The organism is Proteus hauseri, assembly GCF_040139125.1.
In the GTDB taxonomy this organism is placed as follows: domain Bacteria; phylum Pseudomonadota; class Gammaproteobacteria; order Enterobacterales; family Enterobacteriaceae; genus Proteus; species Proteus hauseri_B.
Window position 1 is genome coordinate 405768 of sequence record NZ_JBEEUB010000003.1, and the last position, 13852, is coordinate 419619.

At 41.4% G+C, this 13852-nt stretch carries 12 protein-coding genes; 1 reads left to right on the forward strand and 11 read right to left on the reverse strand.

Annotation, left to right across the window (positions count from 1 at the left end; genetic code table 11):
- Nucleotides 1-134 precede the first annotated feature (134 nt).
- Nucleotides 135-2843 carry a preprotein translocase subunit SecA gene (secA, locus tag ABN099_RS07745; protein WP_349463061.1) on the reverse strand — a complete coding sequence of 903 codons (2709 nt, stop codon included), beginning with the start codon at nucleotides 2841-2843 and terminating at the stop codon, nucleotides 135-137.
- An 84-nt stretch (nucleotides 2844-2927) separates the two neighbouring features.
- Nucleotides 2928-3455 (reverse strand): secA translation cis-regulator SecM, encoded by a 528-nt coding sequence (gene secM / locus ABN099_RS07750; protein ID WP_349463062.1) that lies wholly within the window; start codon nucleotides 3453-3455, stop codon nucleotides 2928-2930.
- A gap of 54 nt (nucleotides 3456-3509) precedes the next feature.
- On the opposite strand from secM, the gene ABN099_RS07755 reads away from it, so the two are divergent.
- Nucleotides 3510-4028: a DUF721 domain-containing protein gene (locus ABN099_RS07755; protein ID WP_349463063.1), complete on the forward strand. Its 519-nt coding sequence runs from the start codon at nucleotides 3510-3512 to the stop codon at nucleotides 4026-4028.
- A gap of 29 nt (nucleotides 4029-4057) precedes the next feature.
- Here ABN099_RS07755 and lpxC read toward each other — a convergent pair whose 3' ends face one another.
- The 9 genes from lpxC to murD all read right to left on the reverse strand — a co-directional run bounded on the left by lpxC (nucleotide 4058) and on the right by murD (nucleotide 13852).
- Nucleotides 4058-4975: a UDP-3-O-acyl-N-acetylglucosamine deacetylase gene (gene lpxC / locus ABN099_RS07760; protein WP_349463131.1), complete on the reverse strand. Its 918-nt coding sequence runs from the start codon at nucleotides 4973-4975 to the stop codon at nucleotides 4058-4060.
- 98 nt (nucleotides 4976-5073) lie between these two features.
- The gene (gene ftsZ / locus ABN099_RS07765; protein ID WP_349463064.1) at nucleotides 5074-6243 is read right to left on the reverse strand and encodes a cell division protein FtsZ; all 1170 of its coding nucleotides are present in this window, start codon (nucleotides 6241-6243) and stop codon (nucleotides 5074-5076) included.
- A 70-nt stretch (nucleotides 6244-6313) separates the two neighbouring features.
- Nucleotides 6314-7570, reverse strand: coding sequence for a cell division protein FtsA (gene ftsA, locus ABN099_RS07770; protein WP_064720737.1), 1257 nt, complete (start codon nucleotides 7568-7570; stop codon nucleotides 6314-6316).
- A 45-nt stretch (nucleotides 7571-7615) separates the two neighbouring features.
- Nucleotides 7616-8401: a cell division protein FtsQ gene (gene ftsQ, locus ABN099_RS07775; RefSeq protein WP_349463065.1), complete on the reverse strand. Its 786-nt coding sequence runs from the start codon at nucleotides 8399-8401 to the stop codon at nucleotides 7616-7618.
- A gap of 1 nt (nucleotide 8402) precedes the next feature.
- Nucleotides 8403-8759 (reverse strand): hypothetical protein, encoded by a 357-nt coding sequence (locus ABN099_RS07780; RefSeq protein ID WP_349463066.1) that lies wholly within the window; start codon nucleotides 8757-8759, stop codon nucleotides 8403-8405.
- Between the two features lie 5 nt (nucleotides 8760-8764).
- A complete protein-coding gene (gene murC, locus ABN099_RS07785) occupies nucleotides 8765-10228 on the reverse strand; it encodes a UDP-N-acetylmuramate--L-alanine ligase (protein WP_349463067.1) in 1464 nt (487 codons plus the stop codon).
- A gap of 41 nt (nucleotides 10229-10269) precedes the next feature.
- Complete coding sequence (murG, locus tag ABN099_RS07790; RefSeq protein WP_349463068.1) at nucleotides 10270-11352, reverse strand: undecaprenyldiphospho-muramoylpentapeptide beta-N-acetylglucosaminyltransferase; 1083 nt, start codon at nucleotides 11350-11352, stop codon at nucleotides 10270-10272.
- Nucleotides 11349-12542, reverse strand: coding sequence for a cell division protein FtsW (gene ftsW, locus ABN099_RS07795; RefSeq protein ID WP_349463069.1), 1194 nt, complete (start codon nucleotides 12540-12542; stop codon nucleotides 11349-11351). Before ftsW ends, murG begins: the two co-directional genes overlap by 4 nt.
- On the reverse strand, nucleotides 12542-13852 hold the full coding sequence (gene murD / locus ABN099_RS07800; RefSeq protein WP_349463070.1) for a UDP-N-acetylmuramoyl-L-alanine--D-glutamate ligase: 1311 nt from the start codon (nucleotides 13850-13852) through the stop codon (nucleotides 12542-12544). The genes ftsW and murD overlap by 1 nt, the downstream gene beginning before the upstream one ends.

The window sequence follows — 13852 nt, forward strand, 5'->3', positions numbered from 1 at the left end:
GGTTTTATTTTATCCATTTAATGGTTAGACCCTAGAATGGAAAATCGCAACTAAAAAGCCCACTTCATGATGAAGTGGGCTCTCTTTTTAATCAGTGTATTACACACCGATTATTATTACGAAAAGGTAATTAATTAACCTAACTGACCATGGCAATGTTTGAATTTTTTGCCTGAGCCACAAGGACAAGGTTCGTTACGCCCTACTTTTTTACCCGCTGCAACTTGACCATCTACCGCTGACATTTGCGACTCTTTAGTCACTTCATGACTTAATTGCTGCTGTTTCGCTAAACGTTCAGCTTCTTCACGGCGGCGACGTTCTAACTCTTCAACTTCTTCTGGTAAACGAACTTGTACTTTGCTTAATGTACTAATCACTTCATATTTCAGTGACTCTAGCATATTGGCAAACATGGCAAATGATTCACGCTTATACTCTTGCTTAGGATCTTTTTGAGCATAACCACGTAAGTGAATACCTTGGCGCAAGTAATCCATTGCTGCAAGGTGCTCTTTCCACAGAGTATCTAATGTTTGTAACATGACGCCTTTTTCAAAGTTACGCATCATCTCTGGGCTAACAATCTCTTCTTTCGTTTTATAAACTTCGATAGATTTTTCTAAGATACGCTCACGCAATGTCTCTTCATGCAGTTCAGGCTCTTTATCCAACCACTCTTTGATTGGTAAATCCAAATCAAAGTCTTTTTGTAGACAGGCGGTTAAACCTTCGATATCCCACATTTCTTCCAGTGATTGAGGTGGAATGTAGTTATCAATCGTGGTTTTGAAGACGTCTTCACGAATACTATCGATAGTTTCGCTAACATCAGCAACATCCAGTAATTCATTACGTTGTGTATAAATAGCACGACGTTGGTCATTTGCTACATCATCATACTCAAGTAACTGTTTACGAATATCGAAGTTGCGGTTTTCAACTTTACGTTGTGCATTCGCAATCGCTTTAGTCACCCAAGGGTGCTCGATAGCTTCGGTTTCATTCATACCTAATTTACGCATCATGCCAGAAACTTTATCTGAGGCAAAAATACGCATTAAGGAGTCTTCCATTGATAAATAGAAGCGAGAAGAACCTTCATCCCCTTGACGACCAGCACGACCACGCAACTGGTTATCAATACGGCGTGATTCATGACGCTCTGTACCAATAATATGTAAACCACCTGAAGCTAATACAGCGTCATGACGCTCTTTCCACTTTGCTTTGATCTCTTCGATCTGCGCTTCGGTAGGCTCTTCGAGTTTAGCAACTTCAGTCTGCCAGCTACCACCTAACACGATATCAGTACCACGACCTGCCATGTTAGTTGCAATAGTTACCGCTGATGGTAAACCTGCGTTTGCAATAATATCAGCTTCCATTGCGTGGAATTTCGCATTCAGTACATTATGGTGAACATTTGCTTTTGTCAGTGCGTTAGAGATCTCTTCTGATTTCTCAATTGAGATAGTACCAACAAGGACTGGCTGACCATTTTTAGTACGTTCACGAATATCTTCGATAATTGCAGCAAATTTACCTTGTTCGTTCATATAAACTAAGTCAGGTAAATCTTTACGCACCATTGGACGGTTAGTTGGAATAACAATAGTTTCTAATTTATAGATAGAGTTAAATTCAAATGCTTCAGTATCCGCAGTACCTGTCATCCCCGCTAATTTTTCGTATAAACGGAAATAGTTCTGGAAGGTAATAGAAGCGAGAGTCTGGTTCTCATTTTGAATTTTCACACCTTCTTTTGCTTCAACAGCTTGGTGTAAACCATCAGACCAACGACGACCTTGCATTGTACGACCAGTATGTTCGTCAACAATGATTACTTCGCCATCTTTAACAATATAGTCTACATCTCTAGTAAACAGTGCATGCGCACGTAATGCGGCTGTAACGTGGTGCATTAACATAATGTTTGCAGGAGAATAAAGTGATTCCCCCTCTTTCATCATGCCTTCGTTAGCAAGTAACTCTTCAATTTTAATCAGACCACGTTCAGTAATATTAACTTGGCGAGATTTTTCATCAATAGAGTAATCGCCCTCTCCTTGGAAAGTGTCTGAGTCTTCTTTCTCTTGTGAAACTAAATGAGGGATGATTTTGTTCATCTGCTTATACAGTTCAGAACTGTCTTCAGCGGGTCCTGAAATAATCAGTGGTGTACGTGCTTCATCGATTAAGATGGAGTCAACCTCATCCACTAATGCATAATGCAGTTTACGTTGAACTCGCTCTTCAGGGCTAAATGCCATGTTGTCACGCAGGTAGTCAAAACCAAATTCGTTATTTGTACCGTAAGTGATATCGGCACCGTAAGCTTGGCGTTTCGTTGGTGGCGCCATATTAGGCAAGTTAATACCAACCGTTAGACCTAAGAATTCAAAAAGAGGACGGTTATTTTCCGCATCGCGCTGTGCTAAGTAGTCATTGACGGTAACAACGTGAACACCTTTACCTGAAAGCGCATTTAAGTAAGCAGGCAGTGTTGCTGTTAATGTTTTACCTTCACCAGTACGCATCTCTGCAATACAACGCTCATTAAGCACCATACCGCCGATTAACTGTACGTCAAAGTGACGCATACCAAATACACGTTTACTTGCTTCACGTACTGTAGCAAAAGCTTCTGGCAGAATATTTTCTTCTTTCTCACCGTTTTTCAGGCGCTCACGAAACTCTTGTGTTTTTGCTTGTAATTCTTCATCTGTCAGCTTTTCAAATTCAGGTTCTAATTGATTGATTTGAGTAACTGCTTTACGCATACGACGAATAGAACGCTCATTACGACTACCAAAAATTTTGGTTACAATTTTACCTAACATAAATAATTATTCTCAATTATGGCGTAGTAACGCCGAAAAAAGCCTCTGTTTTTAATCACAGAGATAATCAATAAAGTGAATAAATTAAGCTGTTAAGTGAGGTCCGGCGCGGATACCCCGAATTTGAGCGAGCCATAGTCCGGTACGATAAGAAGGGGTTATTTGCGCTAAGGTATAGGTAGATAAAGGCAAATAAGTGAGTGTAACAGGAGGCGCATCTGTTAATAATGCATACAGAGTATCAAGCATGACCTCTGCAACATTGGAAACGGGTAACGGTTCATCTTTGGCTTTTACCGTCAATTCAGGAGAACTAATGGTAAATGCAAAAGACAACTGGCGTATTACATTCTTAACAGCATGCTGTTGCCAATAATTAAAGGTGAAGGATGACGCGGGATTCTGTACACTTTGGCGTAAGAATAAATTATCAAATGCAATAAGCGCCTGACTTTGGCGATTTTGAGATGATGGTGTATCAGTTTGTTGTGGATTTTCAGCATGGGCAGACAACAGCGAAGGCATTCCAATACCTGCTGCTACCATACCTAAAAGCAGATGCGACCAAAAATATCGTCTGCCAAATTGTCGCCAAAAATTTATAATGCTCATTAACCTTCGTTACTTACTTTATTTTCGTTTTCATTTTTGTTGGAGTCAAAATCTATGCGGGATAGTTACCCACAATCATTGGAAAAAATCCTTAACGAACTTGAAGGTTCCAATAAGAGCACTCTACAACTTATACAACAACGTGCAACAATTTTACTAAAATTAAATCGAGCTGTTATTGCACTTTTGCCCACGCCTTTACAAGATAAATGTCGAGTGGCTAATTATCGCAATGCTATTTTAATTATTGAAGTAATAAACGCAAGTTGGTTAACAAGATTACGTTACGAAACTCCCGCTTTACTTTCAGCATTGAGACAAGAAATTTTACCATCCTTATCCTCAATAGACATCAAAATAAATCCTAGTTTTAGAGCAAAAGAGGAAAAAAGACCTTTAATATCATCAATAAAAGAACAAAACCCAAAAGCCAAACGTCACTTGAGTTTAGAAAGTGCACAATCATTGATGTATTTAGCAGAAAAAAGCCCGAAGAAATTAAGAGAGAAATTAGAACGGTTGGCTGCACTTGCCGGAGAGAGTACAAGTACAGCCAAAGATGACGTTAATTAGAGATAACTAACGTTCTTTCCTTTACAGGATTAAGCAAAAACTGCAGAAGGCGCTTTAAATGCAACAGGCATTTCAGCTTCATCTTCAAATGTGACGAATTCCCATGCAGACTCTTTTGCTAATACAGCCTGTAGTAATTTATTATTTAACGCATGACCAGACTTAAACGCGGTGAATTCACCAATAATGTTATAGCCACACATAAATAAATCACCAATTGCATCTAGCATTTTGTGACGAACAAATTCATCTTCAAAACGCAAACCATCATCGTTGAGCACACGATAGTCATCAACAACGATAGCACAATCGAAGCTACCGCCTAAACACAATCCTTTGGATTGCAGGTATTCGATATCACGCATAAATCCAAAAGTACGAGCACGACTAATTTGGCTCATAAAAGATTCTGCGGAGAAATCTAATTTATAACGCTGAGTACTTGTATCAATAGCTGGATGGTTAAAATCGATAGTGAAATCTAATTTAAATCCATTGTATGGACGCATTTCTGCCCATTTATCGCCATCTTCAACGCGTACAGTTTCTTTAATACGGATGAATTTCTTCGCAGTACGAAGTTCTTCAATGCCCGCATCAAGCAACAAGAATACAAACGGTGCTGCACTGCCATCCATAATAGGAATTTCAGGTGCATTCACTTCAATTACAATATTATCAATGCCTAAACCAGCCAGTGCTGCATTTAAATGCTCAACGGTTGAGATGCGCACATCATCTTCGTTCACTAAACAGGTACACAGCATAGTGTCACGAACTGATTTTGCGTCAGCTGGGAAATCCACCGGTGGATTTAAGTCAGTACGACGGTAGATGACCCCAGTGTTAGCAGGTGCCGGACGCATTGTAAGCGTAACTTTTTTACCCGTGTGAAGGCCCACACCAGTTGCTTGTACAATTCGTTTTAATGTCCGTTGTTTGATCATCATTTTATCTCGCAATGTTATCCGTCCTACCAATCATTATACTTATAATTGGCAGGACAGTTTAGCACAAAAAGCGGAGATGCCAATCTTTTTGGCGATTAATCAGCCTGCTTTCTTAAGAATGCAGGGATATCTAAATAATCCGGCTCTTTATTTGTTTGTGTAGATTGTTCGTTAACGGCTTTTGCAGCTGGCTTACTTTCTTCTGTTGTTGCAGAGAAAGAAGACATGCTGTTTTGCATTTGCTGATAACGATTTTCCATTGCGCTTTGCTGATTTTGTTTGCTTGTTACGAGTGTGATTTCTGGACGTTTGTCCATACCAATACCCGTTGCAACAACAGTTACACGCAATTCATCATTCATTTCAGGGTCAAGAGATGTACCAATAACCACTGTTGCGTTATCTGATGCAAATGCACGAATGGTGTTACCCACTGTTTCAAATTCATCTAAACGTAAGTCAAAACCTGCAGTGATGTTAACCAGCACACCACGAGCACCAGAGAGGTCGATATCTTCCAATAATGGACTTGAAATCGCCATTTCTGCGGCTTCTTCTGCACGATCTTCACCTTTCGCCGCACCGGAACCCATCATGGCATAACCCATTTCTGACATCACGGTTCTTACGTCAGCAAAGTCGACGTTCATTAAACCAGGACGAGTGATCAGTTCTGCAATACCTTGAACTGCACCTTTCAGTACATCATTAGCAGCACCGAATGCATCTAATAATGAAATACCACGACCCAGAACTTTCAATAATTTGTCGTTCGGAATAGTGATTAATGAGTCAACATGCTTAGATAGTTCAGTGATACCCTGCTCAGCAAACGCCATGCGCTTTTTGCCTTCAAAGTTAAAAGGCTTAGTCACAACAGCGACAGTCAGAATACCCAATTCTCTTGCAACCTCTGCAACGACAGGGGCTGCACCAGTACCTGTACCACCGCCCATTCCGGCAGCAATAAAGACCATGTCAGCGCCTTCAAGTGCTGCACGTAAAGCTTCACGGTCTTCTTCTGCGGCATTACGACCCACTTCAGGATTAGCACCTGCACCAAGGCCTTTCGTAATGGCGTTACCAATTTGGATGGTTTGTCCAACCGCTGTTTTACGTAATGCTTGAGCATCCGTATTGACTGCGAAGAAATCGACACCTTCAATACGCTCGCGAACCATGTGCTCAACCGCATTACCGCCGCCGCCGCCAACGCCGATGACTTTGATCACCGCATCGTTGGTTAATTCCATAGGTTCAAACATAATTTCTCTCCGTTTTGTGCCTTTTCAGGGCCGCTTGCTCAAACGACCTCTTTTTAAATTTGTCTGATTATCAAAACTCTCTTTTGAGCCAGCCAGTCAGTTTTTTTAACCAACCACTTACTGCCGAGCGTTTTTCGGTTTCTGTTTCCTCACCAAAGTGGGATTCTTTACCGTAATGCAAGAGCCCTACTGCTGTAGAATAGAAGGGATCCTGCGCATAATCTGTTAGCCCGGTAATATTTAACGGTTTACCGATCCGTACTTGCGTGTGGAAAACACGTTGAGCACACTCAACAAGTCCGTCAATCTGTGCAGCACCACCTGTCAAAACAATACCTGCCGCTAAATGGTGCTTAATCCCTTGCTGGCGTAACTGTTCCTGAACTTTCAAAATCTCTTCATTAACCAGATTAAGCAGCTCGGTATAGCGAGGCTCAATAACCTCAGCAAGGGTTTGTCGTTGCAGACTTCTTGGTGGTCTGCCTCCGACACTTGGAACTTCAACATTTTCATCTTTACCCACTAAAGATCCTAATGCACAACCATGACGAACCTTAATGGTTTCTGCGTCATTGGGTGGTGTACCAAATGCATAAGCGATATCACTTGTTACCACATTGCCAGCATAAGGGATCACGCGGGTGTGTCGTAATGCGCCGCCAGTATAGATAGCGATATCCATGGTACCGCCACCAATATCAACAACACACACACCTAATTCACGTTCATCTTCAGTTAATACAGCGAAGCTCGAAGCCAGTCCTGCAAAAATCAGTTGATCCACTTTTAACCCACAGCGTTCAACTGCTTTAACAATATTCTTTGCCATATCGTTATGGCAGGTAATTAAATGCACTTTTGCTTGCATTCTTACGCCTGACAACCCAACCGGATTTTTAATTCCTTCTTGGTAATCAATAGCATATTCTTGAGGTATTACATGTAAAACACGATGTTCATCTTTTACTTTGACTGATTTCGCGGTGTGTACCACGCTATCTACATCGTCTTGTGTAACCTCTTCTTCTGAGATTGGCACCATTCCAATCTCATTTTGACAACTGATATGTTTGCCTGATAACGCCAAATATACTGAAGATATCTGACAATCTGCCATCAGCTCAGCCTGATCTACCGCCCGTTGCACACATTTCACGACGGATTCGAGATCGTTAACTCCACCTTTATCCATGCCACGAGATGGACAACTTCCCACCCCGATAATATTTACAACACCATCAGGCAGGATCTCACCGACAAGGGTGGCAACTTTGGCCGTACCAATCTCAAGACCAACTACTAATTTTCTGTCCGTCGCTTTGATCATTATTGTTCTGCCTTTGCCTTCATCGTGTCATCTGCCACGTCTTGTTTATTCATTTTCAAGTAGTAAAGGAGCCCATCCAACTGCACCACCACTGTCATAACGGAGATCAACATAATCAACCCGTTTATCTGTTTGCTGTTGCAGTATTGGATACAACTCAATAAAGCGAGCGATCCGTTTTTCGTTATCCTTACGACCTAACTCCAGTCGTACATCATTGTCTAAAACTAACTGCCATCCTTGACGTGCCGACATTGCCGCTGCTTTCAAATTCAGATTATTTGCAAGAAGTTGATCTCTCATTGCGATATAACCTGATAACACGGTTTTTTCGCTTCCTTGTGGACCATATAACAGTGGATAATTCCCTTGTGCTTCAAGCTGCACTGGCAAACTGAATATACGACCATCTTTATCAAGAAAGTAAGTATCATTCCAACGGGTAAATGGTACATATTCTACCAGATGGATTTTAAGCTCATCAGGCCACTGTTTACGTACAGTGACTTGCCTTATCCATGGCATACGTTCAATTTGTTGCTGAATGACATTCACATCCTGTGTCATAAATGTGCCTGGTTGTCCTAAGGACAAAATTGCCTGACGCACATTGTCATTCGTTGTGTAATGCCGCTCCCCAGTTAAAACTAGCTTTGAAATAGGAAGACGGTTTGCATCTTTCATCCAGTTAACGACTTGTATCGCGCCCCAGATAATCGTTGCTATTACACATAAGAAAAAAACTAATCCCGATAAATAACTGCCATTACTTGGTCTGTCAGAGTGCTGTTTCTCTTTATGCTCTTTAATATTTAGCGCCGCTTGTGACATATCAACCCACTAACTCCTGAGCAACGTTTAAAGAAGAGAATCGCCCATTCTTTTGTCCGATATTCTCGCGATTAATACTTTTCCTACATATATATACTTTATGAACACTTTTAGGTTTGATAATTAAATCACTAAATTGTTCAATCTGTTGAGAATTATTTACTCTAAAAGCAGAAATAGCGAATTTTTCTTCGTTTTTTCGTGTTTTTAACTGAAATTTTTTCTCAACACGTTTTTGGGCAAGTGAATCTCTGTGCATTTTTTTTGCTGAAATAGTGTTAATTTTTACGTAACACTCCATCAATACAGTGCTTTGTTGTGCTATTTCACCATAAAAGATGTTCACTTGCTCAAACATCTGTCTTAATCCTCGCTTAAAGAAGGCTGAAATTTTGTTTCTGCTAAGCGACGCGCTATTTTACCAATATTTCCAGCACCTTGAACTAAAACAAGATCATTATCTGTTAATACACCCGCTAATATCGATGTAATATTGTCCACATCGGAAACCCAGATAGGATCAAGCTTTCCACGCTGGCGAATAGTTCGACATAATGAGCGACTATCTGCACCTGCAATTGGCGCTTCTCCTGCCGCATAAACATCGGTTAATAATAAAATATCAACCTGATTGAGAACAGTAGCAAAGTCCTCATATAAATCACGAGTACGTGTATAACGGTGAGGTTGGAAAATCATTACCAGACGTTTATCTGGCCAACCTGCACGGGCTGCTTTAATCGTGGCATCCACTTCAGTTGGATGATGACCATAATCATCCACCAGCATCACTTTGCCTTCTTGCCCATTGACATGTTCAAGACCGTAATTGCCTAAGAAATCAAAACGTCGTCCAGTACCTTGGAAGTTAAGTAAAGCGGCTAAAATATGTTCATCCGCAATACCTTCTTCTGTTGCTACAGCAACAGCAGCAGTTGCATTTAATGCGTTATGACGACCAGGTGCATTTAAAACCACTTGTATATCAGGCATATCTTCACGACTTATAGTGAAAAATCCTTGAGCACCTTTCTGTTCATAATGAGTAATACGCACATCAGCATCTTCACTAAAGCCATAAGTCGTAATATAACGCCCTACTTTAGGCAGAATGGAACGAATGACATCATCATCGACACACATCACTGCACGACCATAAAAAGGCAAATTGTGCAAAAAGGTAATAAACGTATCTTTAAGATTGTCAAAATTACCGTGATACGTATCCATATGGTCAGCTTCAATATTTGTAACAACGGCGACCATTGGCTGTAAATGTAAAAACGATGCGTCACTTTCATCAGCTTCTGCAATTAAATAGCGACTACATCCTAAGCGTGCATGTGTTCCTGCTGATTTTACTAGTCCACCGTTAACAAACGTTGGGTCTAATCCAGCCTGAGCATAAATATTTGAGATCATTGCTGTGGTTGTGGTTTTACCATGAGTACCCGCTATCGCCACACCATGACGATAACGCATTAATTCAGCCAACATCTCAGCTCGGCGAATAACAGGGATACGCGCTTCACGAGCGGCAATAATCTCTGGGTTTTCTGCACTAATGGCTGTCGATACCACCACAACACTTGCACCATGAATATTTTCAGGGCGATGATTAAAATAAATTGTTGCACCCAATGCAACGAGTTGTTGTGTAACTGCGTTAGGTGCTAAATCAGAACCGCTAATTTCATAGCCTTCATTAGCCAAAACTTCAGCGATCCCACCCATGCCAGCACCACCGATACCAACAAAGTGAATATGCCGAACTTTTCTCATTTCGGGCACAAAAGATCTTAATTTCGCCAGTTGTTGTGTATTCACAATTTACTTCTTCACTCTAAGTTAATGGTTACAAGTTACGTTTATTTTTTTGCCACTTCGATAATCACATTTGCTACACGCTCTGTGGCATCCGTAATCGCAACACTTTTTGCTTTTTCTGCCATTGTTAAAAGCTCTGGGCGATCCCATCGTTTCAGGGTTTCAGCTATTGCTTCAGGTGTTAAATCATTTTGCTCAATGATTTTTGCCGCCCCAGCTTTTTCTAATGGCAATGCGTTCCAATATTGTTGTCTATCTTTGTGTTGAAAAGGAACAAAAATAGCGGGTAATCCCGCAGCTGCAATTTCACTGACTGTTAATGCTCCTGAACGGCACACCACAACATCTGCCCATTGGTAAGCTTGCGCTATATCATCAATAAATTCAGTAACTTTATATTCAGATTTAACTGAATTTTTAGCTAATTCGTTCTGATAGCGCGTTTTTGTATCACTTTCACCACCTTTTCCTGCTTGATGCCAAATTGTTACTCGCTCACCGAGTAATCCAGCCACCACAGGCATCGTGTGATTTAAGATACGAGCACCTTGGCTACCACCAATAATGAGTACGCGAATAGCGCCCGTTCTCTGTTTTAATCTTTCTATTGGCTGCTCAAGTGCCAGCACATCTTCTCGTACAGGATTACCAACAACAGGTGCCTGAGGAAATGCACCAGGAAATGCCTGTAACACACGCGTCGCTATTTTGGATAGCCAACGGTTAGTTAATCCCGCAATACCATTTTGCTCATGCAAAACAACAGGCACACCGCTCATCCAAGCGGCAATACCACCAGGACCAGAAACATATCCCCCCATACCAAGAACGGCATCAGGTTGATAACGTTTGATAATTGCGCGAGCCTGAAAAATAGCTTTTATAATCCGTGCCGGTGCCGCTAATAAAGCTTTAATACCTTTACCACGCAAACCAGAAATGCGGATAAATTCAATCTCAATACCATGTTTTGGTACTAAATCAGCTTCCATTCTATCAGCAGTACCCAACCACCGAATTTCCCAACCTTGAGATTGAAGATAATGAGCAACTGCTAACCCAGGAAAGACATGCCCCCCTGTTCCGCCGGCCATCACCATTAATCGGCGTTTACGCTCGCTCATTTAGGACTCCTTACAAACGCCTGTGCTTGTGCTAGGCGTGTTTCATAATCAATTCGTAACAACATTACGATGGCGGTTGACATAATAATCAGACTCGAACCACCGTAACTAATAAGAGGTAGTGTTAACCCTTTAGTTGGCAACATACCTGCGGCAGCACCAACATTGACCAGTGTTTGGAAAGTAAACCAGATCCCGATGGAACAAGCTAAAAAGCCAGAAAAACGGTGATCGAGAACCAAAGCACGTCGTCCAATTTGCATAGCACGAAAAGCGATGAAGAATACCATTAAAAGCACTAAAACCACACCGATATAACCAAGTTCTTCGGCAAGAATTGAGAAAATAAAGTCAGTATGTGCCTCAGGTAAATACTCCAGCTTTTGCACTGAATTACCTAGCCCTTGACCAAGGAAATCACCTCGTCCAAAAGCCATTAAAGATTGTGTAAGTTGGTAGCCACTACCAAAAGGGTCGTCCCAAGGTTCTAAGAAAGAGGTGATGCGACGAACACGGTAAGGTTCGACAATAATCAACATCACAACCGCAGCAATTCCTGAACCGATAATAGCTAAAAATTGCCAAATCTTAGCGCCGGCTAAAAAAAGTAGCGCAAGTGTTGTTACAAACAACACAACCACCGTTCCTAAGTCAGGTTGCAGTAACAGTAAAACGGCAAGCACTAACATCACGCCCATTGGTTTACAAAAGCCCCAAAAGTTATTTCTCACTTCTTCGACTTTTCGTACCAAATAGCTTGATAGATAACAAAACAGTGCCAATTTAGATAATTCTGCGGGCTGAAAATTCAATGGTCCCAAGGCTATCCAGCGTGATGCCCCATTTACCGAACTCCCTACACCAAGCACCACTAATAAAAGCAATATCGAACCAAACAGCATTAAGCTGCTATAACGCTGCCACACTGCCATCGGAATGCGCATTGTGATTAAGGAGAAGCAAAACGCGACAATTAAGTAAATACCGTCACGTTTAGCAAATAAAAATGGATCTTCTGCAAGACGTTGACCAACAGGCATCGATGCAGAAGTCACCATGACAAACCCAACAACTGCTAACCCGAAAGTAAACCAGAGCAAAGTGCGATCATAAGGAACAAATGCGGTGTTCTCAGTTTGATAACTGCCCACTAGCCACTGTTTTAATCTTCTCATTCCGGGTAAGCGCATTAGCCAAGCTCCCTCGCTAAACGAGCAAAATCATCGCCTCGTTGTTCAAAACTACGAAACTGATCTAAGCTTGCACATGCTGGTGAAAGCAGTACCATATCGCCAGATTTTACGGTTGGAGCTAATGCACGCATAGCTTCTTCCATTGTTACTGTAAGTAAAGAGACATCAGGTCGTAAATTAGCAAGTGCTTGACCATCTTGACCGAAGCAGTAGAGACGAACATTGCTTCCACTGATATAAGGTAATAGCGCAGTAAAATCAGCAGATTTACCATCACCACCTAATAACAGGTGCAAAGTGCCATCAACTTCTAATCCTCTTAATGCCGCTTCCGTACTACCTACATTGGTTGCTTTAGAGTCGTTAATCCAACGCACACCTTGGTGCGAATAGACCAATTGAAAACGATGAGCAAGCCCATGATAGGTTTTTAGAACTTCGGTTGCTGCTTGGCGAGAAATTCCGACAGCATCGGTTAATGCTAATGCAGCAAGGGCATTAGTGTAATTATGCTGACCAGAGAGATACATTTGTGCAGTAGAAAGCAGTTTTTCACCCTGTACTTTCAACATACGGTTTGTATTATCTAACTGATAATCACCTTGCCCAACACCAAAGCTCACACAGCGAGCATCTTTACCTGCTAAAGGTAATGTTAATGTGTCATCTTCGTTATAAACGCAGACCTTAGCATGTTTATAAATACGCAATTTAACTTCACGATATTGTGCTAATCCCAGCGGATAACGGTTCATATGATCTTCGCTGATATTCAATACCGTTGCTGCTGCAGCTTTTAAGCTATAGGTTGTCTCTAACTGAAAGCTAGAGAGCTCTAAGACATAAAGATCATATGGCTGAGTTAATAGCGTTAATGCAGGCACGCCAATATTGCCGCCTACACCAACACGAATACCGTCAGCACTTGCCATTTCACCAACCAATGTGGTGACGGTGCTTTTACCATTAGACCCTGTAATCGCAACAATTGGCGCTTTGGCTTCGCGGCAAAATAGTTCGATATCACCGACAATTTCAACACCCAAACTAGCCGCTTGAGCTAATTCCGGTGTTGATAGTGCAACTCCTGGGCTAGAAACAATTAAATCAGCATCATTCAACCATGCTTGATGAAAACCACCAGTATAATACTCGACGGTAGAAGGCAGTTTATCTAAGCCGCCTGGGTGTTTGCGAGTATCAATAACTTTAGGTGTAACACCTTGGCGAATAAAAAAATCAACGCAAGAGAGACCTGTGATCCCAAGCCCTACGATAACGATTTTTTTTCCCTGATAATTTGCCAT